Source organism: Halomonas sp. ABH4_019 (assembly GCF_056159885.1).
Map to the genome: position 1 here is coordinate 342257 of NZ_JBSWWC010000002.1, position 25368 is coordinate 367624.

Here is a 25368-nt window from a genome sequence, read left to right on the forward strand (position 1 = left end):
TTACTCGGGACGCCGACGGGATTCGTCCAGCAGGCTGGCGAGGCTCGCCGCCTTGGGCTTCACCAGCCAGAAGTGGCGGATGAAGTCGCTGAAGTCCTCGAGGATGTCACGGCCGCGCTGCGAGCCGGTTTCCGCGACGAATGCCTCGATGACTTCCCTCAGGTGTCGCCGATGGGCCTCCATGGCCTCGGTGTTGACGCGGTGGATCTCCACCAGTTCATGGTTGTACTTGTCGACGAAGGTGCGGTCCTCGTCGAGCACGTAGGCGAAGCCGCCGGTCATCCCCGCGCCGAAGTTGACGCCGGTCTCGCCGAGCACCGCGACCAGGCCGCCGGTCATGTACTCGCAGCAGTGGTCGCCGGCGCCCTCGATCACCGCGTGGGCGCCGGAGTTGCGCACCCCGAAGCGCTCGCCGGCGGTGCCCGCGGCGTACAGCAGGCCGCCGGTGGCGCCGTACAGGCAGGTGTTGCCGATGATCGCCGTCTTGTGGCTCTCGAAGCGGCTCTCCCGCGGCGGCACGATCACCACCTTGCCGCCGTTCATGCCCTTGCCGACATAGTCGTTGGCGTCACCTTCCAGGTAGAGGTTGAGGCCGCGAGCATTCCACACCCCGAAACTCTGGCCGGCCACGCCGGTGAAGCGGGCGGTCACCGGGGCATCCTCGAGGCCCGCCTCGCCGTGACGCTTGGCGATGGTGCCGGAGACCAGGGCACCGACGGAGCGGTCGCAGTTGGTGATCGTGAACTCGAACTCGCCGCCGGACTTGTCCTCGATGGCCGTCTTCAGCGCCTCGAGCATCTCCTGGTTCTTGGCACCCGGGTCATGGGGCACGTTGCGGCTGACCTGGCAGAACTGCGGCGCCTCGGCGGGCACGAAGTCGTTGGTCATCAGCGGCGACAGGTCCAGGCGACGCTGGGAGTCGGTCACCCCCTCGATCGCCTCGAGCAGGTCGGTGCGGCCGATCAGGTCGGTGAGCTTGGCCACGCCCAGCATCGCCATCAGCTCGCGCACCTCCTCGGCGATGAAGCGGAAGTAGTGCTTGACCATGTCGACGGTGCCGCGGAAGTGCTCGTCGCGCAGATACTGGTGCTGGGTGGCAACCCCGGTGGCACAGTTGTTGAGATGGCAGATGCGCAGGTACTTGCAGCCCAGCGCGACCATCGGCGCGGTGCCGAAACCGAAGCTCTCGGCGCCGAGGATCGCCGCCTTGATGACGTCGAGGCCGGTCTTCAGGCCGCCGTCGGTCTGCAGGCGAATCTTGTCGCGCAGGCCGTTGATGCGCAGCGCCTGGTGCACCTCGGGCAGGCCCAGCTCCCAGGGGCTGCCGGCGTGCTTGATCGAGGTCAGCGGGCTCGCCGCGGTGCCGCCGTCATAGCCGGAGACGGTGATCAAATCGGCGTAGGCCTTGGCCACGCCGGTGGCGATGGTGCCGATGCCGGGCTCGGAGACCAGCTTCACCGACACCTGGGCGCTCGGATTGACCTGCTTGAGGTCGAAGATCAGCTGAGCCAGATCCTCGATGGAGTAGATGTCGTGGTGCGGCGGCGGCGAGATCAGCGTCACGCCGGGCACCGCATAGCGCAGCCGGGCGATCAGGCCGTTCACCTTGCCGCCGGGCAGCTGGCCACCCTCCCCGGGCTTGGCGCCCTGGGCCACCTTGATCTGCAGCACCTCGGCGTTGGCCAGATAGGCCGGCGTCACGCCGAAGCGCCCCGAGGCGATCTGCTTGATCTTGGAGGAGCGAATGGTGCCGTAGCGGGCCGGATCCTCGCCGCCCTCGCCGGAATTGGAGCGACCACCGGCCTCGTTCATGGCCTGGGCCAGGGCCTCGTGGGCCTCCGGGCTGAGTGCGCCCAGCGACATGCCGGCGCTGTCGAAGCGCGGCAGCAGGTCCTCGACCGGCTCGACGTCCTCCAGCGGAAGCGCCGTCTCGGCCGGCTTGAGCCGGAGCAGGTCACGAATGGTGGCCGGATCACGCTCGTTGACCAGCGCCGCGAAGGTCTTCCACTTGGCGTAGTCGCCCTCCTGCACCGCCTCCTGCAGGGCCTTGACCACGTCCGGGTTGTAGGCGTGGTACTCGTGGCCGTGCACGTACTTCATCAGGCCGCCGTGGGAGATGCCCTTGCGCGGCTTCCAGGCGTCCTTGGCCAGCAGTTCCTGCTGCAGCTGCAGCTCGGCGAAGCCGGTGCCCTCGATGCGCGAGGCCATGCCGGTGAAGCACAGCTCCATGACCTCGGAGGCCAGGCCCACCGCCTCGAACAGCTGGGAGCCGCGGTAGGAGGCCAGGGTCGAGATGCCCATCTTGGAGAGGATCTTGAACAGCCCCTTCTGCAGGCCCTTGCGATAGTTCTCCCGGGCGTCGGCCGGGTTGCCGACCAGCTCGCCGGTGCGATGCATGTCGGCCATGACCTGGTAGGCCAGCCAGGGATAGACCGCGGTGGCCCCCACGCCGAACAGCACCGCCATCTGGTGGGCGTCGCGGGCGTAGCCGGTCTCGACGATCAGGTTGACCCGCGGGCGCAGCGCCAGTCGACCGAGGTGATGATGCACGGCGCCCACCGCCAGGGCGGCATGGATCGGCAACTGCCCCTGCTCGAGCTCGGCGTCGGAGAGCACCAGCAGCACCTTGCCGTCGCGAGCGGCCCGCTCGGCCTCCTGGCAAAGCGCCTGCAGCGCCCCCTGGAGGCCCGTGGTCTCGGGGTCATAGGCCAGCGACAGGGTGTGGCTGTTGAAGGCCGGATCCTCGTGGGTGACCAGGGCGGTGAACTTGCGCGGCGACAGCACCGGGGTGGTCAGGATCAGCCGGTGGGCATGCTCCGGCGTCGCCTCGAAGACGTTGCGCTCGGCGCCGATGCAGCTTTCCAGCGACATCACGATCGCTTCGCGCAGCGGGTCGATGGCCGGGTTGGTGACCTGGGCGAACTTCTGGCGGAAGTAGTCGGTCAGCAGGCGATGCTTGCCGGACAGCACCGCCATGGGCGTATCGTCGCCCATGGAGCCCACCGCCTCCTGGCCGCTCTCGGCCAGCGGACGCAGCACCTGGTCACGCTCCTCGAAGCTGACCTGGAACATCTTCTGCTGCACCGCCAGGGCATCGGCGTCCATGTTCTGGAAGCGCGCCAGCTCGGTGAGCGCCGACTCCAGGTAGCTGGCCTCCTGCTTGAGCCAGCGCTTGTAGGGATAGGCGGACTTGAGGCGCGAATCGATGTCGGCGGTGTGCAGCACCTCGCCGGTCTGGGTGTCCACGGCCAGGATCTGGCCGGGACCGACGCGGCCCTTGGCCACCACGTCCTCGGGCTTGTAGTCGTAGGTGCCGATCTCGGAGGCCAGGGTGATGTAGCCGTTCTTGGTGATCACCCAGCGCGCCGGGCGCAGGCCGTTGCGGTCGAGCATGCAGACCGCTTGGCGGCCGTCGGTCATCACCACCCCGGCGGGACCGTCCCAGGGCTCGACGTGCATGGAGTTGTATTCGTAGAAGGCGCGCAGGTCGCCATCCATGATCTCGACGTTCTGCCAGGCCGGCGGCACCATCATGCGCACCGCGCGATGCAGTTCCATGCCGCCGGTGAGCAGCACCTCGAGCATGTTGTCCATGCTCGAGGAATCGGAGCCGGTGGTGTTGACGATCTCGTCGAGCTCGGCGATGTCGGGCAGGCGCTCGCTGGCGAAGTTCTCCTTGCGCGAGTTGGCCCAGCCGCGGTTGGCCTGGATGGTGTTGATCTCGCCGTTGTGGGCCAGCAGGCGGAACGGCTGGGCCAGCGGCCAGCGCGGCGCGGTGTTGGTGGAGAAGCGCTGGTGGAAGACGCAGATCGCGGTCTCGAGGCGCTCGTCACCGAGGTCGCGGTAGAAAGCCGGCAGGTCCACCGGCATCACCAGCCCCTTGTAGGAGACGACCTCGGGAGACAGCGAGCTGACGTAGAAGTCCTCGTCGTCGCGCATCGCCTGCTCGGCGCGGCGACGGGCCATGAACAGCTCGACGTCGAAGCCGTCCGCGGCCGCCTCGCCGGGCTCGACGAACAGCTGACGGATGCGCGGCAGGCAATCCAGCGCCATGGGGCCGCAGACGCTGGGGTCCACCGGCACCTCGCGCCAGCCCAGCACCTTGAGGCCGCGGGCCTCGAGCTCGCGCTCGAGGGTCTCGCGCCCCCGCGCCTCGCGGGCGTCGTCGTCCGGCAGGAAGATGGAGCCCACCGCGAAGCGCTCGCCGAGCGCCACGCCCAGCGCCTCATGGGCCACTTCGCGCATGAAGGCCTCGGGCATCTTCAGCAGCAGGCCACAGCCGTCGCCGGTCTTGCCGTCGGCGGCGATGCCGCCGCGGTGGGTCATGCAGGTCAGCGATTCGATGGCGGTCTGCAGCAGATCATGGCTGGCCTCGCCCTCCATGTGGGCGATCAGGCCGAACCCGCAGTTGTCACGAAACTCGCCGGGTTGGTGGAGACCTCTGTTCATGGGCGTGCCTCAGGAGTTGATAAGGGTTTACTTCGCAGTTTTTTGTGGTATTGTTTAATGTTTTTCTTTTTATATGACGCCCCATCTCAGGCATCGGAACTGCGCGGCAAAAGGTTTCACAGCATAGCCAGCACCCCTCGCCCCTGCAATGCCCCGCCTTCGCGACCCTTCCAAAAACCATTGTCAAATCCGCAACTTGGCTAACCATTCAAGAAAAAAACCACCACATCTCAACGGCTTGCAGCAGCGAATCCACAACGCCTCCACGCCCGTCATGCGAACTAGACTTTAGTCTAACCACTGGCTTTTACCCCATACCGATGCTGCATATGGCATGCGAATTCCAGAATTCTTGACACCCCGAGCGGTGACCACAGGCCCATCGCCCCCCCCCCTGAACGACGACGCCCGCTGCCAGGGGCAGCGGGCGTCGAGAGAGCGACAGCCAGAACGCGTCGTCAGCGTCTCGGGAAGGCTTCCAGCAGGGCGGCCAGGACCTCGGGCGGTGTCTCGTCGTGGACGCAGGCCTCGCCCGGGCGCCGGAGCAGGATCAGGCGCAGGCGGTCGTCGAGGTTCTTCTTGTCGAGACGCATGATCGACAGGAAGTCCTCGACGCCCATCTCGGCCGGCGCCGCCAGCGGCAGGTCGGCGGCGGCCAGGATCGACCGGGTGCGCGTCACGTCCGCCTCGTCGAGCCAGCCCAGGCGCCGCGACAGCTCGGCGGCCATCAACATGCCGGTGCCGACCGCCTCGCCATGCAGCCAGTGCCCGTAGCCCTGATGGGTCTCGATGGCATGACCGAAGGTATGCCCCAGATTGAGCAGCGCCCGCACGCCCTGCTCGGTCTCGTCCTCGGCGACGACCTCGGCCTTGAGGCTGCAGCTGCGCTCGATGGCCCGGGTCAGGGCGGCGGCCTCGAGGTCGCGCAGCGCCGCCATGTTGGCCTCCAGCCAGACCAGGAAATCGGCATCGCGGATCAGGCCGTACTTGATCACCTCGGCGAGTCCGGCGGACAGTTCCCGCGCCGGCAGGGTCGACAGGGTATCGGTATCGATCAGCACCGCCCGGGGCTGCCAGAAGGCGCCGATCATGTTCTTGCCGCGGGGATGATTGACGCCGGTCTTGCCGCCCACCGAGGAATCCACCTGGGACAGCAGGGTGGTGGGCACCTGCACGAAGGCCACGCCGCGCTGGTAGCAGGCGGCGGCGAAGCCGACCATGTCACCGATCACCCCGCCGCCGAGGGCCACCAGGGTGCAGCGGCGATTGAAACCGGCCTCGAGCAGGGCATCCCAGATGCGCTCGACGCTGGCCAGGGTCTTGGTGGCCTCGCCATCGGGCAGCACCAGCTCGCGCACCGTCAGGTCGTCACCCAGGCCGGCCTTGAGGCGCTCCAGATAGAGCGGCGCCACGCTTTCGTTGGTCACCACCATCACCTGGCGGCCGGCGAGGTGGGGCCTCAACCGCTGGGGATCCCCCAGCAGGCCGGGGCCGATGTGGATGGGATAGCTACGTTCGCCCAGGGCCACCCTCAGGGTGCTCCGGGCCTCGACGGGGTCGGTCATGGCTCAGGCCTTGCAGTGAAGGGGGTCGATCATCCTCTCGACGCGACGCACGATCTCGTTGGACACCGCCCGGGGCCCACGGCGATCGGTGCGCACCACCATGTCGGCGGTCGCCCGGTAGAGGGGGTCGCGGGTCCGGAACATCTCCTCGAGCACCTGCTCGCGGTCGCCACGCTGCAATAGCGGGCGGTTGCGATCCTTGGCGGTGCGCCGAATCTGCTGCTCTACGGTGGTATAGAGGTAGATCACCGTGCCGCTATCGCGCAGCACTCGGCGATTCTCCTCGCGCAGCACCGCGCCGCCGCCGGTGGCGATGACGACGCCCTCGCGGGCCGCCAGCTCGCGGATCATCTGGGTCTCGCGCTCACGGAAGCCCGCCTCGCCCTCGACGTCGAAGATCCAGGGGATGTCGGCGCCGCAACGCGCCTGTATCTCGTGGTCGCTGTCGAAGAATTCTCGCGACAGTTCGGCCGCCAGAAGGCGGCCGATGGTGCTCTTTCCGGCCCCCATGGGACCGATCAATATCAGGTTGGGTAATGCCGGCATCAGCGAATCGCCAGGTTGTCATCCAGTATTCGGGGCGTGATGAATACCAGCAACTCTACCTTATCGTTGGAGTCCTCGGTATAGCGGAACAGGTTTCCGAGCACCGGCAGGTCGCCAAGCCAAGGGGTCTTGAACAGGCTGCGCACCTGTTCGGTGGTCAGGATGCCGCCCAGCACCACGGTCTCGCCGTTGTTCACCAGCACCTGGGTGGTGATCTCGTTGGTGTCGATGGCGGGCACCCCGTTGAACAGTTCGCCCACGGTGTCGTTGTTGATGGCCAGGTCCATGATGATGCGATTGTCGGGGGTGATCTGCGGCGTCACCTCCAGCGACAGCACCGCCTCCTTGAACTCGGTATCGGTCGCGCCGCTGGAGGTCGATTCCTGGTAGGGGATCTCGGTGCCCTGCTTGATCACCGCGGTGCTCTGGTTGGCCGTGATCACCCGCGGCTGGGAGATGGTCTGGCTCTTGCCCTCGCTCTCCAGGGCCCGCAGCTCCAGATCGAGCAGGATGTCCCCGGACAGGTAGCCGAAGGAAAAGCTGGTGGTGGGATTCTCGCTGCCCAGATCCACCGTCAGGCCGCCGCGCTCGAACACCGAGCCGCCGGGATCCTCGAACCGGCCGGTATACTGGCCGTCGGCATAGCGCTGCCCATCCTGACTCAGCGCCTGACCGCTGGACGCGCCGCCCAGATCGAGCCGTCCGTCGCCATCGGTCGAGAGCCCCCAGTTGACCCCCAGCTCCCGGGTGGCGCTATCCCGGGCGATGACGATCCGCGCCTCGATCTGCACCTGGCGCACGGCCACGTCGAGCCGATCGAGGGTCCGCCGGATGCTGGCGATCTGGGCACCGGTATCCTGAACCAGCAGGGTATTGGTGCGTGGATCCACGGCGACGCGGCCCCGCTCGGTCAAGAGCCCGAAGCCGCTCTCCCCGCGCAACAACAGGGCGAGGTCCTCGGCCTTGGCGTACTTGACCTGGATGTATTCGGTCTGCAGCGGGGCCAGGGTCTCGAGCTGTTCGCGAGCCTGCAGCTCGAGCTGCTCACGGGCCGCCAGCTCGGAGGCAGGCGCCACCACGATGACATTGCCCTCCTGGCGACTGGCCAGGCCGTGGCTCTTGAGCACCAGGTCGAGGGCCTGATCCCAGGGCACGTCCTCGAGATTGAGCGTGACCCGGCCGGTGACGCTGTCGCTCGCCACCAGGTTCAGTCCGGTGAACTCGGCGATGACCGACAGCACCGAGCGCACCTCGATGTCCTGGAAGTTGAGGGTGATCCGCTCGCCGGTATAGGCAAACGGCTCGCCCTGCCCCTCGCGCTCCGGCGAGGCGACCGGCTGGGCCGAGATGGTCAACTGGCGTCCGGCCTGGGTGGAGAGCATGGCGAAGTCGCCGCGCCCCTGGATCTCGAGACTGACGCCCTCGGGCCCGACCCGCGGCGTGATGCGCTCGAGCGGGGTGCCGAAGTCGGTGACGTCGTAGACCTGATCGAGCGAGGCCGGCAGGCTGACGCCGTCCAATCGGGCGACGATGCCGGAGCGTCCGCGCTCGCTGACCCGCGCCTCGACCCCGGGCCGGTCGAAGGACACCACCAGGCGGCCGCTGCCCTCGTCGCCGCGGCGAAAATCGATATCGGTGACGCTCGGCCCGGCGCCTGTCGTCGACGAATCGACGGGCGGAGCCTCGGTCGCGACTGTCGAGGCTCCCGGCATTGACGACGAACTGCCGCCGATCGACAGCCGCAGGCGATTGCCCTGCCGGACGGTATCGTAGGGCAGCGGTCCGGCGAGATCGAACACCAGCCGGGTCCGGGATCCCGCCTCCAGGGCGGTAACGCGCTCGACCCCGCCGATCCCCAGCGCCCGACGCCGCCACGCGAGCCCGCTGCGGGTCTCCATCAGGTCGACGGCCAGGCGCGCCGGCGCCTCGAGGCGATATCCGCGCACCTCGGGCACCCCGCCCTCGAAGACCAGATCGACCTCCAGCGCCCCGCCCTGCCCGGGACGAGCGTCGAGATCGGTCAGCGTGGAGGCCGCCATGGCGACGCTGGACACCACCAGCAGGGCCAGGGCCGCGAGGGTTTGTCTCATCGATGTCATGCTGGCTCCTCTCCCTGCGTTGCCCCGGCGCGCCGGCGGAAGCGATGCTCGAGCAGGCGCGCCCCTCATCGACGCGCCGCCACACGGGCCGGCGCTCGCCATCTCTTCAACGAACCTCCGAAACAGGACACTAGCCATCCAGCGACAGCCGGATGCTGCGCTCGATCCAACCGCCCCGCCCAGTGGGCACGATCTCCACCAGCTGTACGGCGGCCTCGCCGATGCCGATGATGCGACCGTGATCCGTGCCCAGGCGATCCCCGACACGCAGCCGGTGGACGTTGCCGTCCGGCGCCTCGATCAGCGCCGAGGCCTGTCCGCCCACGGTCAGGGTGCCCACCAGGTCGAGCTGCTCGAGGTCGTAGGCCTCCAGCGGCTCCCGCGGCCGCGACACATCCGGCGCCAGGTCGGCGTCCCCCGCCGGCAACTCCAGGGACTCCGGCTGCCGGGCCTGGAAGGGGCTGCGCCGGTCGGCGAAGCGATAGTCCACCGCGCGGTAGACCGGCACCGGCGGCAGCGGCGCGAGGGTCACGTCGCCCGGATTGGCCTGCAGCGCATCGAGCCGGCGCTCGAGCTCACCGGTATCCCCCTCGCCGCAGGCGCCGAGCCACGGCACCAGCGCCAGCAGGGCCGCCAGCCGTCGCCGGTGGTTCACGGCGCCTCCTCCCGCTCCGCGGCGGTCGGCGAGCGATAGCTGTAGGTCCGCGCCAGCATCGCCAGCGCCAGTTCGCCCTCGCCGGAGGGCGTCAGCTCGAAATCGTGCAGGGTCACGATGCGTGGCAGATCGGCGACAGCGGCGATGAAGGCACCGATGCGGTGATAGTCGCCCCGCACCCGGATATCGAACGGGCGCTCCGCGTAGAACTCGCGCTCCAGGGGGCTGCCCAGACGGATAGTCTCGATGGCCAGCTGATTGTCCCGCGCCGCCTCGCTGATGTCGTCGATCAGCGACGGAATCTCGGGCCCGCTGGGCAGCATCGTCACCAGGCGCGCCAGGCGCGTGTCGAGGGCCGTCACCTGATCGCGCAGGCCGGGCAGATTGGCCACCTGGGCCACCTTGCCACGATAGTCACGCAGCAGTCGCGCCTCCTCCTGGCGAGCGCTCTCCAGGGCCTCCGCCCTGGGCGCACCGAGAAACCAGTACAGGCCGGCGAAGCTCAGCATCAGCACCAGCAGACAGCAGAACCCCTGCAGCGACACGGGCCAGCTGCCGGCCTCCTTGACGTCCAGCTCGCCCCAGTCCAGGTCGCGCAGGCGGCGCAGTTCGGCGGCCAGGCTCACGGCGCCACCTCCTTGGCTCCGCGATGGGGCATCCGCTGGTCGACGCTGAGATCGAAGCGCCGTCGCCCGTCGACGGACTCGACCTCGGCGAGCACCGGCACCTCGAACACCGGGGACGCCTCGAGCGCCCGCAGCTGGTCGGAGACGTCGCGATTGTCCTCGGCCATGCCGACCAGGCGCAGCCGATCGCCCTGTCGCGACAGGCTCGCATAGTGCACGCCCTCCTCGAGGCTCGCCGCCAGGGCATTGAAGACGTGCACGGTCTGGGGCCGCTCGGCCTGCAGCCGCTGGAAGACCCCGATGCGCCCGTTGAGTGCCTCGACCCGGGCCTCGTATTCGCTGACCGTGCGGATGTCATGATCGAGCCGGGCGGTACGCTGGCGAATCAGCTCGTGGCGCTGCTGCTGGACGACCAGCTGTCGCTCCTGATGCCAGGTCACCGCATAGCCGCCGCCCAGGCCGACCAGGGCGGCCAGCGCCAGGGCCAGGTAGAAGTGCTTGCTGCGCCGCTGGCGCTGCGCCTCGCGCCAGGGCAGCAGGTTGATCTCGATGGTCATGGGCGCCCCCTCATCGCCAGCCCGCAGGCGGTGAGCATGGCCGGCGCGTCACCGGCCAGGGTCTGGACATCGACCCGCGGGCTCACCCTCATGCGGCGGAAGGGATTGGCGATCACCACCTCCATGCCGCTCTCCTCGGCGAGGCGGTCCGCCAGGCCGGGCAGCACGCTGGTGCCGCCGGCCAGCAGCATGCGCCGCACCTCCTGCTTGCGGCCCGCGGTATAGTAGAGCTGCAGCGAGCGTCCGACCTGCTGGACCAGGGTATCGAGGAAAGGCTCGAGGACGCTGCGCCGGTAGTCTTCCGGCAGGCCGCCGCGCTTCTTGGCCAGGCCGGCCTCCTCGAGGCTCAGCCCGTAGCGACTGCGGATCTCGTCGGTCAGGGCGCGACCGCCGAACACGGTGTCGCGGCTGAAGGTGATGCGCCCGTCGCGCAGCACGTGGAAGGCATTCATGGTGGCGCCGATATCCACCAGGGCCGCATCGTCGCCCTGGGCGGTCGGCGGCGGCAGCTGGGAGGCGAGCTCGGTATAGGCACGCTCCATGGCGAAGGTCTCGACGTCCACCATCGCCGGGGTCAGCCCCGCCTGGCGCACCGCCTCGGTCAGCTGGCCGACGTCCTGCTGGCGACAGGCGACCAGCAGCACGTCCTGCTGGTCGCCGTAGCGCGCGTTGAGCCCCAGGCGCTGGAAGTCGAACGCCACCTCGCTGAACGGAAAGGGAATATGCTTGTCGGACTCGAGTTGAATGCGGGTCTCGATCTCGTCATCGGAAAGCGTCGCCGGCAGCGTCAGCGTCTTGGTGATCGCCGCACTGGCTGGCACCGCCACCGATACCCGCCGGCCGGTGGGGCGGGCGTGCTCGACGGCGCGGCCGAGCGCATCGACGACCGCGCCCATGTCGCGAATGCGTCGCTCGACCACGGCGCCCTCGCGGAGCGGTCGCACGGCGTAGCTCTCAACCTGAAAGCCGCCACCGGCCCGCTTGAGCTCGAGGAGCTTGACGGTGGCCGAGGTGATATCGACCCCGATCAACCCCTTGCCGGATGCCCCTAGTCGCATCTGGGCCATACTCCCGACTGATCCTGCATGGAACCGCTCATCGCCATCTGCCCCGGATCTAAGGCTCAGGAACCAGACGACGTCATTCGAATCCCGTAAACCGAGGTTACATGATATTGACTGACCCCACACGAGAAGGGGTGTCGCCAGACGTCAACGCTGGTGGTTGCGGCCGCGGGTTCCTATAATGGCCGTCGCGCCGCCGGACCCGTTCGTCCCCGCCTCTTCGCTCCCGTTTTCAGCATGGATACCGCCACTTCATGAAGTTCTTCAGAATCCTGGTCTTTTCGGCATTCTGGCTGCTGGTCTCCCTCGGTACCGCTTCGGTGCTGGCCGTGGTCGGAGCCGCGCTCTATTTCGCCCCGGGACTGCCGGACGTCCGCCAGCTGCAGGATTTCGAGCTGCAGACCCCGCTGCGCATCTTCACCCGCGACGGCAAGCTGATCGGCGAGTTCGGTGAGGAACGCCGCCTGCCGGTGGAGTTCGACGAGATCCCCGAGGGCATGATCCAGGCACTGATGGCCGCCGAGGACGCCGCCTACTTCGACCACCACGGCGTCGATCCCAAGGGCCTGCTGCGGGCCGCCGTCGAGCTGGTCGCCAGCGGCGGCGACATCCAGTCCGGCGGTTCCACCATCACCATGCAGGTGGCCCGCAACTACCTGCTGACCCTGGACCGCACCTTCACCCGCAAGATTCGCGAGATCCTGCTGGCCCTGCAGATGGAGCAGATCCTCAGCAAGCAGCAGATCCTCGAGCTCTACGTCAACAAGATCTTCCTCGGCCACCGCGCCTACGGCATCGCCGCCGCCGCCGAGGTCTACTACGATCGCCCCCTGGCAGAGCTCAGCCTGGCCGAGCAGGCGATGATCGCCGGCCTGCCCAAGGCACCGTCGGCCTTCAATCCGCTGGCCAACGCCGAGCGCGCCCTGATCCGCCGCAACTGGATCCTGTACCGCATGCGCGACCTGGGCTACATCGACCAGGCGGCCTACGACGAGGCGGTCCAGGCGCCGATCACCGCCAGCCGCCACGTGGCCAAGGCGGAGATCCCCGCCGACTATGTCGCCGAGATGGCGCGCCAGTACGCCGTCGACCACTTCGACGACGCCTACACCGGCGGCTACCACATCACCACCACCCTGGACAGCGAGCTCCAGCCCGAGGCGCGGCGCGCCCTGGCCGACGGCCTGATCGCCTACGACACCCGTCACGGCTGGCGCGGTGCCGAACAGTCCGACATCCCGCGCAGCCTGGCGGAGGCCCAGGAGCGCACCGACCCGGAGGGGCTCGAGGAGGAGCTCGCCGAGTCCCCCGAAGTGATGGCCACCGCACGGCGCGCCGCCGAGCGCAGCCAGACCGAGGTCGAGGGCATCGAGGGCGATGTCAGCAACTGGCTCCAGGTGCTCGAGCGCACCCCGGTGCTGGGCCCGCTGGAGCCGGCCATCGTGGTCGCGAGCGAGGGGCGCGAGATGCGCGTCCTGGCCCGCGGCGGCGAGGTCCGGACCCTGGACTGGAACGGCCTCGACTGGGCCCAGCCCTACCGCAACGCCCGCTATCGCGGCGCGGCGCCGAGCTCGGCCGCCGAGATCGCCAGCCCCGGCGACCTGGTGCGCATCCTCGAGCGCGAGGACGGCAGCTGGCGACTGTCCCAGAAGCCCGACGCCCAGGGGTCGCTGGTGGTAATGGACCCGCAGACCGGGGCCATCCTGGCCCTGCAGGGCGGCTTCGACTTCGATGCCAGCAAGTTCAACCGCGCCCTCCAGGCGCGCCGCCAGGCGGGCTCGATCTTCAAGCCCTTCGTCTATCTGGCGGGCCTGGACAGCGGCGAGGTGAGCCCCGCCACCGTCATCAACGACGCGCCGGTGGTGATGCAGGACGGCAGCAGCGAGCTGTGGCGCCCCAACAATTCCAGCGGCGACTTCCGCGGCCCGACCCGGCTGCGCGAGGGCCTGGCGCACTCGCGCAACCTGGTCACCATCCGCCTGATGCAGACCCTGGGCCTGGAGCGCACCATCGGCTTCCTCGAGTCGTTCGGCTTCGACCCCGAGCGCCTGCCCCACGGCCTGTCGCTGGCGCTCGGCACCACCAGCCTGACGCCACTGGAGATGACCCGCGGCTATGCCGTGCTGTCCAACGGCGGCTTCGCCGTCGAGCCCTGGCTGATCCAGAAGGTGACCCGCGGAGAAGGCCAGACGGTGGTGGGCGAGGCCGATCCGATGGTGGCCTGCCGGGAATGCGCCGAGGGCCAGGAGACCGTCGAGCGCGACGGCCAGACTTACCGGGTCGCCCCTCGGGTGGCCGACCCGGCGGCGGTCTACCTGCTGCGCGACATGCTGCGCGACGTGGTCGAGCAAGGCACCGCGCGCCGCGCCCTGGCGCTGGAGCGCAGCGACATCGTCGGCAAGACCGGCACCACCAACGAGCAGCGCGACGCCTGGTTCGCCGGCTTCAACACCGACCTGGCGACCACCGTCTGGGTCGGCAAGGACGACAACACCTCCACCGCGGAATACGGCTCCCAGGCCGCCCTGCCGATCTGGATCGACTTCATGGATACCGCCCTGGCGGACCGCCCGGAGCACTGGCCCGATCGCCCGGAAAGCGTGGTGTCCCGCCGCATCGATCCCGATACCGGTCGCCTGCTGCACGACGACCAGCCCGGCGGCATCGAGGAGCTGTTCAGCGCCGACCACCTGCCCGGCTACCAGCCGCGTCGCGTCGACCAGGCGGTGGAGCGGGAAAGCGGCTCCCAGGGCACCGGCGCCTACGAGGCCATCTTCTAGCCACGGCGCTCCCCGCCACACCCGCCGGCGACGCCACAGCGCCTCGCCGGCGCCCATTCACCGGACCGACCACGAGAAGCCATCATGCGTCTCAAGGTGATCCTCGGCCTGTGCGTCGGCCTGCTGACGACGGCGGGCGCCGCCCAGGCCTCGCCCTTCTACGCCCCGCCGCCGCCCCAGGCCGACGCCCCGCCCTGGAGCGGCGAGGCCGAGCTCGGCTTCACCCACCTGCAGGGCAACACCAACAGCCAGACCCTGATCGCCAAGGGGCGGCTGATGTGGCTGACCGGCGACCTGACCCACAGCCTGCGCGGCGAGGTGCGCCACGTCACCCAGGACAACCGGACCAGCGCCGAGCAATATCTGCTGGCGGCCCGCGAGCGCTACGACATCGAGGGCCCCCACTACCTGTTCGGCTTCGCCCGCTGGGAGAAGGACCGCTTCGGCGGCTACGACTACCAGGCCACCGCGATCGGCGGCTACGGCCGCCAGCTGGTGGACGACGAACGCCACCTCCTGTCGCTGGAGACCGGCCCCGGCTACCGCATCGACAAGGTGACCCGCGGCCGCGACCGGAAGCTCGCCGTGCTGTACGGCGCCCTGGACTACCGCTGGCGCTTCTCCGATACCGCCAGCCTCGGCCAGGAGCTGTCGGTGGAGGCCGCCGACCCCAACCTGACCACGCGCTCGCTTTCCACCCTCACCGCGCGCCTCAACTCGCATCTGGCGCTCAAGCTCTCCTACGAGCTCGAGCACAACTCCCACCCGCCCGACGCCGCCATGGCGCGCACCGACCACATCACCAGCGTCTCGCTGCTCTACGACTGGTAGCGCCACGCGCATCGGCCCGACACGACGACGCCGGCCCGAGGGCCGGCGTCGCTATCGAGGACGAAGAGCGCCTGGCGGTCAGCCGCCGTAGACGTCGTCCACGGTCTTCAGCGGGTAGTGGGAGGGATAGGGCTTGCGCGCCACGCCGGAATCCACCGCCGCCTGGGCCACCGCCGAAGACACCCGCTCCAGCAGGCGCACGTCCACCGGCGTGGGAATGATGTAGTCGCGCCCGAAGCTCATGCTGTCCCGCTCGTAGGCATCCAGCACCGCCTGGGGCACCGGCTCCCGGGCCAGGTCCTTCAGGGCGTGGACCGCCGCGACCTTCATCTCCTCGTTGATGCGGGTCGCCCTCACGTCCAGGGCGCCACGGAAGATGAAGGGGAAGCCCAGCACGTTGTTGACCTGGTTGGGATAGTCGGAGCGCCCGGTGGCCATGATCACGTCGGGCCGGGTCTCGCGGGCCAGGTCCGGCTGGATCTCCGGGTCCGGGTTGGTGCAGGCGAAGACCACCGGGTTGTCGGCCATCTTGCGGATGTGGTCGGCGGTCATCAGGCCGGGGCCGGAGAGGCCCACGAACACGTCGGCACCGTCGATGGCGTCGTCCAGGGTCCGCTTGTCGGTGTCGACCGCGAACATCGCCTTGTACTGGTTGAGGTCCTCGCGACCGCTGTGGATCACCCCCTTGCGGTCCAGCATCACCAGGTTCTCGGCCTTGGCCCCGCAGGAGACCAGCAGCTTCATGCAGGCGATGGCCGCCGCCCCGGCGCCCAGGCAGACGATCTTGGCATTCTCCAGCGACTTGCCGGCGATATCCAGGGCGTTGAGCATGCCCGCCGCGGTGACGATGGCGGTGCCGTGCTGATCATCGTGGAACACCGGGATGCTGCACTGCTCGACCAGGGCGCGCTCGATCTCGAAACATTCCGGCGCCTTGATGTCCTCGAGGTTGATGCCGCCCCAGGTGTCGGCGATGCGGGCCACGGTATCGATGAAGGCCTGGGGACTCTCGGCATTGACCTCGAGGTCGGTGGAGTTGATGCCGGCGAAGCGCTTGAACAGCACGCCCTTGCCCTCCATGACCGGTTTGCTGGCCAGGGCGCCCAGGTTGCCGAGGCCGAGGATGGCGCTGCCGTCGGAGATGACGGCCACCAGGTTCCCCTTGCCGGTGTAGAGATAGGCATTCTCCGGGTCACGGGCGATCTCGCGAACCGGCTCGGCCACGCCCGGGCTGTAGGCCAGGGAGAGGTCCCGGGAGGTAGCGGTGGGCTTGGTCAGCTCCACCGACAGCTTTCCGGGAATGGGCTTCGCGTGATAGTCCAGTGCCGCCTGTCTCTTCGCGTCTGTCATGCTCGGGATCCGGTCTCGATGGTGTGGTGGGCGACGAGAATATAAAAAAAACTTCCATTTCTCAACTTAGTAAAATTACGCCAACTAGCGACCCCATTCGAAGACGTTCGACGATATTTGCTACAACTTATACTTTCGACGCATGCCATAAAGGATTGCTTATCGTGGCGGTTCACTCCTGAGAATAGCGCAAAAAAAGAACCCGCCACGGATGGCGGGTTCTTCGACGATGTCGACGGCCGGCGTTGCGGGACGCCGGCAAACGCATCAGCGCTTGAGCGCGGCACCGAAACGCTTGTTGAAGCGCTCGACGCGGCCACCGGTGGTCGCCTGCTTCTGCTTGCCGGTGTAGAAGGGGTGGCACTGGGAGCAGACGTCCAGGTACAGGTCCTGGTCGGTAGTGGAGCCCACTTCGAAGGTGGCGCCGCAGGAGCAGGTTGCGCTGACCGTCTTGTAATTCGGGTGGATACCTTGTTTCATCTTGAGCCTCGTTACGCTGTATGCCGCCACCTGATCCCATGCCAGGCACCGCATACGGGTTGTCTGAACGTTCAAACCGGGCGCCGCCCACCCAGGGTGACGCGGCGGCCGAGCATTCTAGCAGAGCCGTCCCCGGAGGCCAATTGTCCGCTCCCCCTTCGCCGCCCTCGGTGCTGGGCGTCGCCATTCCCTCGCCGCTGCGCCGCCTGTTCGACTATCGCCCCGCCGGCTCGCCGCCGGCGGGCGGCTGGCGGCCGGGAATCAGGGTGCAGGTGCCCTTCGGACGACGCCAGGTGGTCGGCGTGGTCATGGAATGTCGCGCCGCCAGCGACCTGCCGCTGGAGAAGCTCAAGCCCATCGACGCCTGCCTCGACGCCACGCCGCTGCCGGCGGACTGGCTGTGGCTGTGCCGTTTCACCGCCCGCTATTACCAGCACGCCCCGGGGGACACCCTGCACCAGGCCATGCCCGCGCTGCTGCGCCAGGGCCGCGCCCTGGAGGCCCGCACCCGGGAGCGCTGGCAGGTCACCGTGGCCGGCGGCGGCGATGCGCCCCCCTCGCTGGCCAGGGCCCCGCGCCAGGCCGAGCTGCTCGCCATGCTGCGCCAGCATCCTCACGGGCTCGTCACCCAGGCCATCCTCGCCCAGTCGTTCGGCCGCGAACAGCTGCAGGCCCTGGCGCACAAGGGGCTGGTCGCGCGACGCGAGGAACCACGCACCGCCGCCGCCGCGGCCGACGGGCCGCTACTGGCCGAGCCGGCGCTGCCGCTCAACCGCGAACAGGCCGCCGCCCTGGGCGTGCTCCACGAGCGGCTGGACGCCTATCACCCCTGCCTGCTGCACGGCGTGACCGGCAGCGGCAAGACCGAGGTCTACCTTCAGCTCATCGAGGCGGTCGTCAGCCGCGAGCGCCAGGCCCTGGTGCTGGTGCCCGAGATCGGCCTGACCCCCCAGACCCTGGCCCGCTTCCGGCGCCGCTTCCGGGTGCCGGTGGTCGCGCTGCACTCCGGGCTCACCGACCACGAGCGCCTGGACGCCTGGGAAGCCGCGGCCAGCGGCCGGGCGCCCATCGTCATCGGCACCCGCTCGGCGATCTTCACGCCCCTGGCACGCCCCGGGGCCATCATCGTCGACGAGGAGCACGACGGCTCCTTCAAGCAGCAGGAGGGGCTACGCTACCACGCCCGGGACCTGGCCGTGGCCCGCGCCCACCGCCACGGCATTCCGCTGGTGCTGGGCAGCGCCACGCCCTCGCTGGAGACCCTGCATCGCGGCCTGAACGGTGACTATCGCCACCTGCGCCTGACCCAGCGCGCCAGCCGCCACGCCCCGGCGCGCCTGGAGCTGGTCGACCTGCGCGGCCGCCCGCGGCGCGGCGGGCTGATCCCGCCGGTGCTCGAGACCATCGAGGCGACGCTGGCCGCCGGCCACCAGGTGCTGGTATTCATCAATCGCCGCGGCTTCGCGCCCACCCTGAGCTGCCATGCCTGCGGCTGGCTCGCCGAGTGCACCCACTGCGACGCCCGACTCACCCTTCACCGCCAGCCGCCACTGCTGGCCTGCCACCACTGCGACCACCGCCAGGCCCTGCCCGATGCCTGCCCCGACTGCGGCAGCGCCGACCTGCGCCCGCTGGGCAGCGGCACCGAGCGCACCGAGGAGACCCTGGCCGAACACTTCCCCGATACCCCGGTGCATCGCATCGACCGCGACAGCACCCGGCGCCGCGACGCCCTGGAACAGACCCTCGCCGAGGTTCGCCGCGGCGAGCCCTGCCTGCTGGTCGGCACCCAGATGCTGGCCAAGGGCCACCACCTGCCCCACGTCACCCTGGTGGTGGTGGTCAACGCCGACGCCGGGCTCTACGCCAGCGACTTCCGCGCCCTGGAACACAGCGCCCAGCTGCTGGAACAGGTGGCCGGGCGCGCCGGCCGCGCCGCCCATCCCGGCCGGGTGCTGGTCCAGACCATGCACGTCGACGACCCCAACCTGCGCCTGCTGGCCGCCCAAGGCTACGACGCCCTGGCCACCCAGCTGCTGGAAGAGCGCCGCGTCGCCGCCCTGCCCCCCTTCCGCTTCCTGGCCCTGCTGCGTCTCGAGAGCCCCCAGGAGCGAGCCGTCGCCGACCTCGGCGGCCGTGCCGCCGAGGCGCTGCGTGCCCATCTCGAGTCGCGCCAGCTGGACGTGGACTGCCTGGGCCCCGTACCGGCGCCCATGGAACGGCGCCAGAACCGCTACCACCTGCAGGTCATGCTCGGCGCCGACAAACGCAGCCGACTCCACGAGGCGGGCGCCTGGCTGGTCGCCTGGCTGGAGGCCGAGCCGGCGGCGCGGCGGGTGCGCTGGTCACTGGATATCGATCCGCAGACGCTGGCTTAGCGGCGAGCCACGGGCTGCGGGCTGCGAACCCCGAAGCCCGAAGCCCGAAGCCCGAAGCCCGAAGCCCGTCGAGGGTTTAAAGCCCGCGCGCAATTGTCGATAATGTGCGACCAAATGCCCGCCGACGGGCGAGTGTCATCTGCCCGTGCCACAGGACATCAGACTCCCCATGAAAGACACCATCGTTTCCCTGCTGGAAGGCGCCCTGGTCGAACTCAAGCGCCAGGGCGTGCTGCCCGCCGACGTCGCCCCGACCATCAAGGTCGACCCCACCAAGGACAAGGCCCACGGCGACTACGCCACCAATCTGGCGCTGATGCTCGCCAAGCCTGCCGGCAAGAAGCCCCGCGAGCTGGCCGAGGCACTGGTCGAGGCGCTGCCGGCAAGCGACGCCGTGTCCCGGGTCGAGATCGCCGGCCCCGGCTTCGTCAATTTCTTCGCCGCCACCGGCGCCGCGGCCCAGGTCGTGCGCCAGGTGCTGGACGCCGGCGACACCTTCGGTCGCAGCCTCGAGGGCCAGGGTCGGAAGGTGCAGGTGGAGTTCGTCTCCGCCAACCCCACCGGCCCCCTGCACGTCGGCCACGGCCGCGGCGCGGCGATCGGCGACTGCCTGTGCCGGCTGCTCGAGGCCGTGGGCTATGACGTCACCCGCGAGTTCTACTACAACGATGCCGGCGCCCAGATCAGCAACCTGGCGCTCTCGGTCCAGGCCCGGGTCAAGGGCATCGACCCCGAGGACGACGGCTGGCCGGCCGACGGCTATCGCGGCGGCTACATCATCGACGTGGCCAACAGCTACCTGGCCGGCGAGACGGTCCACGCCGACGACCGCCACGTGACCGCCTCGGGCGACCCGGGCGACCTCGACGCCATCCGCGAGTTCGCCGTGGCCTACCTGCGCCGCGAGCAGGACCTCGACCTGCGCGCCTTCGGCGTGGAGTTCGACGTCTACTTCCTCGAGTCCTCGCTGTATCAGGACGGCAAGGTCGAGGCCACCGCCGAGCGGCTGGCCGAGAAGGGCCACACCTACGAGCACGAAGGCGCCACCTGGCTGCGCACCACCGACTTCGGTGACGACAAGGACAGGGTGATGCGCAAGTCCGACGGCGACTACACCTACTTCCTGCCCGACGTCGCCTATCACCTGGATAAGTGGCAGCGCGGCTTCACCACCGTGATCAACGAGCAGGGCGCCGACCACCACTCCACCGTGACCCGCGTCCGCGCCGGCCTGCAGGCCCTGGAGGCCGGCATTCCCCAGGGCTTCCCGGACTACGTGCTGCACCAGATGGTGATGGTCACCCGCTCCGGCGTCGAGGTGAAGCTCTCCAAGCGCGCCGGGAGCTACGTCACCGTGCGCGACCTGATCGACGAGGTCGGCCGCGACGCCACGCGCTTCTTCCTGGCCGCGCGCCGCGCCGACTCCCAGTTGACCTTCGACATCGACCTGGCCCGTTCCCAGTCCAACGACAACCCGGTCTATTACGTGCAGTACGCCCACGCCCGGGTGTGCAGCATGCTGCGCAAGGCCGAGTCGCTGGAGCAGCCGTTCGACCATGGCCTGGCCATGGAGCACCTGTCGCGCCTCGAGGCCGAGCAGGAAAAGGCGCTGATGAACCGCCTGGCCCGCTACCCGGAAGTCGTCGCCCACGCCGCCGCCAGCCGCGAACCGCAGCAGATCGCCCAGTACCTGCTCGACCTCGCCGCCGAGTTCCATACCTGCTACAACGCCGTCAAGGTGATGGTCGAGGACGCTGCCCTGCGCAACGCCCGCATGGCGCTGTTCCTGGCCGCGCGCCAGGTACTGCGCAACGGCCTCGACCTGATGGGCGTCGGTGCCCCCGAGGAGATGTAAGCCATGGCCAGCCGCAAGCCCGCCGCCAACCGCAAGCGGGGCGCCACCAGCAGCAAGCGACGCCCCGCCAAGGCCGCACCGCGCCGCGGCGTGCCGGGCTGGCTATGGGGCCTGACCGGCCTGGTGGCCGGCTTCCTGCTTTCCCAGCACCAGCACGGCACCGCCCCCTGGCAGGACGGCCCACCCTCCGCGGTGCCGCTGCCCGCCGGCGAGGTGCCGGACCCGGCCGGTCGAGAGCCCGCCGAAGCGCCAGCGTCGAACGAGCCGCCGATGCCGACCTTCGAGTTCTACACCCTGCTGCCGGAGTCCGAAGTGATCGCCCCCGGGGAGCAGGCTTCCACCGCGACGCCGCCCCCGCGGCCCGCCGAGCAGGACGAACAGGACACCGCCGCCGAGCCACCGGCCGACGACCCCATCGCCCAGGTGATCGCCGCCAACAGCGCGCCGGTCGAAGCCTCGGCGAATCGCGCCGAGGACGGCAAGCGCTACATGCTGCAGGCCGCGTCCTTCCGCGAGTCCGGCGATGCCCGGCAACTCGCCGGCCGGCTCCAGGACTTCGGGCTGCTGGCCAAGATCAGCGAGGTGCAGACCGGCGACGGCGCCACCTGGCACCGGGTCCAGGTCGGCCCCTACCGAGATCGCCGCGAGTTGAGCCGCGCCCAGGACCTGATGGCGACCCAGGGCATCGAGCCGCTGCTGCTCCAGCTGCAGTGAGCCTGGCCGGTTGAATTCCGGCCGCCCCGCCCACACCTCTCCTTCCAGCTTATGCACGGCGCCGCACAGGTGGCGCCGAGGGTCCAAAGTCATCGGGAGCCCATCGCTCCCCCAAGGAGTCCCCTCCATGACCACGATCGTTTCCGTGCGTCGCGGCGACCGGGTGGCGCTGGCCGGCGACGGCCAGGTGTCGCTGGGCAACACCGTGATGAAGGGCAACGCCAGCAAGGTGCGTCGCCTGTATCGCGGCCAGGTCCTGGCCGGTTTCGCCGGCGGCACCGCCGACGCCTTCACCCTCTTCGAGCGCTTCGAGGCCCAGCTAGAGAAGCACCAGGGCCACCTCGCCAAGGCCGCCGTGGAGCTGGCCAAGGACTGGCGCACCGACCGCGCCCTGCGCCGCCTCGAGGCACTGCTGGCGGTGGCCGACAAACACACCTCGCTGATCATCACCGGCAACGGCGACGTGGTGGAGCCCGAGCGCGGCATCCTCGCCATCGGCTCCGGCGGCAACTTCGCCGAGGCCGCGGCCCGCGCCCTGCTCGAGAACACCGAGCTGCCGGCCCGCGAGATCACCGAGAAATCGCTGGAGATCGCCGGCGACATCTGCGTGTTCACCAACCACCACGTCACGCTGGAAGAGCTCTGATCATGACCCGGATGACCCCCCGCGAGATCGTCCACGCCCTGGACCAGTACATCGTCGGCCAGCAGGACGCCAAGCGTGCCGTGGCCGTGGCACTGCGCAACCGCTGGCGCCGCACGCAGCTCGACGAGGAGCTGCGCCAGGAAGTCACCCCCAAGAACATCCTGATGATCGGCCCCACCGGCGTCGGCAAGACCGAGATCGCCCGTCGCCTGGCCAAGCTGGCCCGCGCGCCCTTCATCAAGGTCGAGGCGACCAAGTTCACCGAGGTGGGCTACGTGGGTCGCGACGTCGAGTCGATCATCCGCGACCTCACCGAGGCGGCCATCAAGCTGGTCCGCGAACAGGCCAAGGAAGAGGTCGGCCACCGCGCCGAGGACGCCGCCGAGGACCGCATCCTCGATGCCCTGCTGCCGCCACCCCGCGGCCAGGAGAACGAACCGCGCACCGAGAACGCCACCCGCCAGTCGTTCCGCAAGAAACTGCGCGAGGGTCAGCTCGATGACAAGGAAATCGACATCGAGGTCACGCCCCAGAGCCAGGGCGTCGACATCATGACCCCGCCGGGCATGGAAGAGATGACCAGCCAGCTGCAGAACCTGTTCTCCAGCATGGGCAAGCAGAAGAGCGAGACCCGCCGGGTGGCGGTCAAGGACGCCTTCGCGCTGCTGCGCGACGAGGAGGCCGCCAAGCTGGTCAACGAGGATGACATCAAGCAGCGCGCCATCGAGGCCGTCGAGCAGCACGGCATCGTGTTCCTCGACGAGCTCGACAAGGTCGCCAAGGGCAGCGGCCAGTCCAGCGGCGGCGAGGTGTCCCGCGAGGGCGTGCAGCGCGACCTGCTGCCGCTGATCGAGGGATCCAGCGTCTCCACCAAGTACGGCATGGTGAAGACCGACCATATCCTGTTCATCGCCTCCGGCGCCTTCCACCTGTCGCGCCCCTCGGACCTGATCCCCGAGCTGCAGGGCCGCCTGCCGATCCGCGTCGAGCTCAATGCCCTGACCCCCGACGACTTCAAGCGCATCCTCACCGAGCCCTCCGCGTCGCTGACTCGCCAGTACGAGGCGCTGATGGCCACCGAAGGCCTGGACATCAGCTTCACCGACGATGGCATCGCGCGCATCGCCGAGATCTCCTGGAAGGTCAACGAGGGCACCGAGAACATCGGCGCCCGCCGCCTGCACACGGTGATGGAACGCCTGCTCGAAGAGGCCTCCTACCAGGGCTCCGACCTGGGCGGGCCGCTGACCATCGACGCCGCCTACGTCGATTCCCAGCTCGGCGAGCTGGCGATGGACGAGGATCTGTCGCGGTATATTCTGTAAGCCACGAGCGACGGGCTTCGGGCCCCGAGCGGCTCGAAGCTCGAAGCTCGAAGCTCGAAGCTCGAAGCTCGAAGCTCGAAGCTCGAAGCTCGAAGCTCGAAATCAGCATAACGTTTCCAAGGCTTGAGTCAGGGCCGTTTCTTCCGGCTTCCAGCCGCGAAGCGGCGCTCTTCCAGCTTCAAGCTCACCGGAGGTGCCCATGCCCGCCCCGATTCCCACCAAGGTGCACTACCACAAGCAGGCTCGCGAGCTGGAGCTGACCTATCAAGGCGGCGAGCGTCACCGGCTGTCGGTGGAGTATCTGCGGGTGTTCTCGCCCTCCGCCGAGGTACGCGGCCACGGCCGGGGCCAGGAGACCCTGCAGGTCGGCAAGAAGCACGTCGGCCTGGCCAACATCACCCAGACCGGCCGCTACGCGCTCAAGCTGCACTTCGACGACGGCCACGACAGCGGCCTCTACAGCTGGGACTACCTCTACGAGCTGATCGAGCACCAGGAGGCCAACTGGGCCGACTACCTGCGGCGCCTGGAAGAGGCCGGGGCCTCGCGGGAGCCATTGGGCATCGAGATCAAGCAGCTGTAGGGGGGCGTCAAGACAAGCGCCCCCGGGGGGCGCTACAATGCGGCCCATCGTGCGGGGCCGCCGAGCCTCGCCTCACCCTGTGCAGCTGACTCGGGAGCCTCCCTCGCATGACCCCCAGCGACAAGCGCACCACCCACTTCGGCTATCAGGAAGTCCCGGTCGACGAGAAGGCCTCCCGCGTGGCCGACGTCTTCCACTCGGTGGCCACCCGCTACGACGTCATGAACGACCTGATGTCGTTCGGCATCCATCGCGTGTGGAAGCGCCTGACCATCGAGCGCGCCGGGGTCCGCCCGGGCCACAGCGTGCTCGACATCGCCGGCGGCACCGGCGACCTGACGCTGAAGTTCTCGCGGCTGGTCGGCCCCCGGGGGCGAGTGGTGCTGGCCGACATCAATGCGTCCATGCTGCGGGTCGGGCGCGACAAGCTGCTCGACCAGGGCGTCGGCGGCAACGTCGAGTACGTCCAGGCCAACGCCGAGACCCTGCCCTTCCCGGACAACAGCTTCGACTGCATCACCATCGCCTTCGGCCTGCGCAACGTCACCGACAAGGACGCCGCCCTGCGCTCCATGGCCCGGGTGCTCAAGCCCGGCGGCCGGCTGCTGGTGCTGGAATTCTCCAAGCCCGGCAATCCGCTGCTGTCCCGCGCCTACGACGATTACTCCTTCCACCTGCTGCCGCGCATGGGCCAGCTGGTGGCCGGCGACGCCGAGAGCTACCGCTACCTGGCCGAGTCGATCCGCATGCATCCGGACCAGCAGACCCTCAAGGGCATGATGGAGGATGCCGGCCTGGAGCGGGTCGAGTACACCAACCTCACCGGGGGCATCGTGGCCCTGCACCGTGGCATCAAGCTGTGAGA

19 protein-coding genes are annotated in these 25368 nt (G+C 69.1%); 9 read left to right on the forward strand and 10 right to left on the reverse strand.

Going from position 1 to position 25368, the window contains the following annotated elements; translation table 11 throughout:
- The 8 genes from gltB to pilM all read right to left on the reverse strand — a co-directional run bounded on the left by gltB (position 1) and on the right by pilM (position 11555).
- A complete protein-coding gene (gene gltB, locus ACXAFN_RS08730; RefSeq protein ID WP_474987998.1) occupies positions 1 to 4449 on the reverse strand; it encodes a glutamate synthase large subunit in 4449 nt (1482 codons plus the stop codon).
- Positions 4450 to 4907: 458 nt separating this feature from the next.
- Entirely contained in the window at positions 4908 to 6014 is a 1107-nt protein-coding gene (gene aroB, locus ACXAFN_RS08735; protein WP_474987999.1) for a 3-dehydroquinate synthase, read from the reverse strand.
- A 3-nt stretch (positions 6015 to 6017) separates the two neighbouring features.
- Positions 6018 to 6560 carry a shikimate kinase AroK gene (gene aroK, locus ACXAFN_RS08740; protein WP_474988001.1) on the reverse strand — a complete coding sequence of 181 codons (543 nt, stop codon included), beginning with the start codon at positions 6558 to 6560 and terminating at the stop codon, positions 6018 to 6020.
- Positions 6560 to 8659, reverse strand: coding sequence for a type IV pilus secretin PilQ (locus ACXAFN_RS08745; protein ID WP_474988003.1), 2100 nt, complete (start codon positions 8657 to 8659; stop codon positions 6560 to 6562). The genes aroK and ACXAFN_RS08745 overlap by 1 nt, the downstream gene beginning before the upstream one ends.
- A 130-nt stretch (positions 8660 to 8789) precedes the next feature.
- Complete coding sequence (locus ACXAFN_RS08750) at positions 8790 to 9314, reverse strand: pilus assembly protein PilP (RefSeq protein ID WP_474988005.1); 525 nt, start codon at positions 9312 to 9314, stop codon at positions 8790 to 8792.
- Positions 9311 to 9940, reverse strand: coding sequence for a type IV pilus inner membrane component PilO (locus ACXAFN_RS08755; RefSeq protein ID WP_474988006.1), 630 nt, complete (start codon positions 9938 to 9940; stop codon positions 9311 to 9313). Before ACXAFN_RS08755 ends, ACXAFN_RS08750 begins: the two co-directional genes overlap by 4 nt.
- Positions 9937 to 10497 (reverse strand): PilN domain-containing protein, encoded by a 561-nt coding sequence (locus tag ACXAFN_RS08760; protein ID WP_474988008.1) that lies wholly within the window; start codon positions 10495 to 10497, stop codon positions 9937 to 9939. Before ACXAFN_RS08760 ends, ACXAFN_RS08755 begins: the two co-directional genes overlap by 4 nt.
- Positions 10494 to 11555, reverse strand: a complete 1062-nt coding sequence (gene pilM / locus ACXAFN_RS08765) for a type IV pilus assembly protein PilM (protein WP_474988010.1) — start codon at positions 11553 to 11555, stop codon at positions 10494 to 10496. Before pilM ends, ACXAFN_RS08760 begins: the two co-directional genes overlap by 4 nt.
- A 260-nt stretch (positions 11556 to 11815) precedes the next feature.
- Between pilM and ACXAFN_RS08770 the strand changes: the two genes are divergently transcribed.
- The gene (locus tag ACXAFN_RS08770; protein ID WP_474988012.1) at positions 11816 to 14341 is read left to right on the forward strand and encodes a penicillin-binding protein 1A; all 2526 of its coding nucleotides are present in this window, start codon (positions 11816 to 11818) and stop codon (positions 14339 to 14341) included.
- 84 nt (positions 14342 to 14425) lie between these two features.
- Positions 14426 to 15172: a DUF481 domain-containing protein gene (locus ACXAFN_RS08775; RefSeq protein WP_474988014.1), complete on the forward strand. Its 747-nt coding sequence runs from the start codon at positions 14426 to 14428 to the stop codon at positions 15170 to 15172.
- A 78-nt stretch (positions 15173 to 15250) separates the two neighbouring features.
- Here ACXAFN_RS08775 and ACXAFN_RS08780 read toward each other — a convergent pair whose 3' ends face one another.
- Both ACXAFN_RS08780 and rpmE read right to left on the reverse strand, forming a co-directional pair.
- Positions 15251 to 16522 carry a malic enzyme-like NAD(P)-binding protein gene (locus tag ACXAFN_RS08780; RefSeq protein ID WP_474988016.1) on the reverse strand — a complete coding sequence of 424 codons (1272 nt, stop codon included), beginning with the start codon at positions 16520 to 16522 and terminating at the stop codon, positions 15251 to 15253.
- Positions 16523 to 16789: 267 nt separating this feature from the next.
- Positions 16790 to 17002 (reverse strand): 50S ribosomal protein L31, encoded by a 213-nt coding sequence (gene rpmE / locus ACXAFN_RS08785; protein WP_474988018.1) that lies wholly within the window; start codon positions 17000 to 17002, stop codon positions 16790 to 16792.
- Between the two features lie 20 nt (positions 17003 to 17022).
- Between rpmE and ACXAFN_RS08790 the strand changes: the two genes are divergently transcribed.
- The 7 genes from ACXAFN_RS08790 to ubiE all read left to right on the forward strand — a co-directional run bounded on the left by ACXAFN_RS08790 (position 17023) and on the right by ubiE (position 25366).
- Positions 17023 to 19380: a primosomal protein N' gene (locus ACXAFN_RS08790; RefSeq protein ID WP_474988020.1), complete on the forward strand. Its 2358-nt coding sequence runs from the start codon at positions 17023 to 17025 to the stop codon at positions 19378 to 19380.
- 169 nt (positions 19381 to 19549) lie between these two features.
- Entirely contained in the window at positions 19550 to 21235 is a 1686-nt protein-coding gene (gene argS / locus ACXAFN_RS08795) for an arginine--tRNA ligase (RefSeq protein WP_474988022.1), read from the forward strand.
- A gap of 3 nt (positions 21236 to 21238) precedes the next feature.
- The gene (locus ACXAFN_RS08800; RefSeq protein WP_474988024.1) at positions 21239 to 21949 is read left to right on the forward strand and encodes an SPOR domain-containing protein; all 711 of its coding nucleotides are present in this window, start codon (positions 21239 to 21241) and stop codon (positions 21947 to 21949) included.
- A 127-nt stretch (positions 21950 to 22076) separates the two neighbouring features.
- The gene (gene hslV / locus ACXAFN_RS08805; RefSeq protein WP_474988025.1) at positions 22077 to 22595 is read left to right on the forward strand and encodes an ATP-dependent protease subunit HslV; all 519 of its coding nucleotides are present in this window, start codon (positions 22077 to 22079) and stop codon (positions 22593 to 22595) included.
- 2 nt (positions 22596 to 22597) lie between these two features.
- Positions 22598 to 23920: an ATP-dependent protease ATPase subunit HslU gene (gene hslU / locus ACXAFN_RS08810; RefSeq protein ID WP_474988027.1), complete on the forward strand. Its 1323-nt coding sequence runs from the start codon at positions 22598 to 22600 to the stop codon at positions 23918 to 23920.
- Between the two features lie 199 nt (positions 23921 to 24119).
- Positions 24120 to 24503: a gamma-butyrobetaine hydroxylase family protein gene (locus ACXAFN_RS08815; protein WP_474988028.1), complete on the forward strand. Its 384-nt coding sequence runs from the start codon at positions 24120 to 24122 to the stop codon at positions 24501 to 24503.
- Between the two features lie 107 nt (positions 24504 to 24610).
- Positions 24611 to 25366 (forward strand): bifunctional demethylmenaquinone methyltransferase/2-methoxy-6-polyprenyl-1,4-benzoquinol methylase UbiE, encoded by a 756-nt coding sequence (gene ubiE / locus ACXAFN_RS08820; RefSeq protein WP_474988030.1) that lies wholly within the window; start codon positions 24611 to 24613, stop codon positions 25364 to 25366.
- Positions 25367 to 25368 lie beyond the last annotated feature (2 nt).

Bases quoted from the DNA above. Each gene is read 5' to 3' on its own strand.
- ACXAFN_RS08800 (WP_474988024.1), top strand. From the start codon at position 21,239: ATGGCCAGCCGCAAGCCCGCCGCCAACCGCAAGCGGGGCGCCACCAGC.
- hslV (WP_474988025.1), top strand. From the start codon at position 22,077: ATGACCACGATCGTTTCCGTGCGTCGCGGCGACCGGGTGGCGCTGGCC.
- pilM (WP_474988010.1), bottom strand. From the start codon at position 11,555: ATGCGACTAGGGGCATCCGGCAAGGGGTTGATCGGGGTCGATATCACC.
- ACXAFN_RS08745 (WP_474988003.1), bottom strand. From the start codon at position 8,659: ATGACATCGATGAGACAAACCCTCGCGGCCCTGGCCCTGCTGGTGGTG.
- ACXAFN_RS08760 (WP_474988008.1), bottom strand. From the start codon at position 10,497: ATGACCATCGAGATCAACCTGCTGCCCTGGCGCGAGGCGCAGCGCCAG.
- ACXAFN_RS08775 (WP_474988014.1), top strand. From the start codon at position 14,426: ATGCGTCTCAAGGTGATCCTCGGCCTGTGCGTCGGCCTGCTGACGACG.
- rpmE (WP_474988018.1), bottom strand. From the start codon at position 17,002: ATGAAACAAGGTATCCACCCGAATTACAAGACGGTCAGCGCAACCTGC.
- argS (WP_474988022.1), top strand. From the start codon at position 19,550: ATGAAAGACACCATCGTTTCCCTGCTGGAAGGCGCCCTGGTCGAACTC.
- gltB (WP_474987998.1), bottom strand. From the start codon at position 4,449: ATGAACAGAGGTCTCCACCAACCCGGCGAGTTTCGTGACAACTGCGGG.
- ACXAFN_RS08780 (WP_474988016.1), bottom strand. From the start codon at position 16,522: ATGACAGACGCGAAGAGACAGGCGGCACTGGACTATCACGCGAAGCCC.
- hslU (WP_474988027.1), top strand. From the start codon at position 22,598: ATGACCCGGATGACCCCCCGCGAGATCGTCCACGCCCTGGACCAGTAC.
- aroB (WP_474987999.1), bottom strand. From the start codon at position 6,014: ATGACCGACCCCGTCGAGGCCCGGAGCACCCTGAGGGTGGCCCTGGGC.
- ubiE (WP_474988030.1), top strand. From the start codon at position 24,611: ATGACCCCCAGCGACAAGCGCACCACCCACTTCGGCTATCAGGAAGTC.
- ACXAFN_RS08815 (WP_474988028.1), top strand. From the start codon at position 24,120: ATGCCCGCCCCGATTCCCACCAAGGTGCACTACCACAAGCAGGCTCGC.
- ACXAFN_RS08770 (WP_474988012.1), top strand. From the start codon at position 11,816: ATGAAGTTCTTCAGAATCCTGGTCTTTTCGGCATTCTGGCTGCTGGTC.
- aroK (WP_474988001.1), bottom strand. From the start codon at position 6,560: ATGCCGGCATTACCCAACCTGATATTGATCGGTCCCATGGGGGCCGGA.
- ACXAFN_RS08790 (WP_474988020.1), top strand. From the start codon at position 17,023: ATGCCGCCACCTGATCCCATGCCAGGCACCGCATACGGGTTGTCTGAA.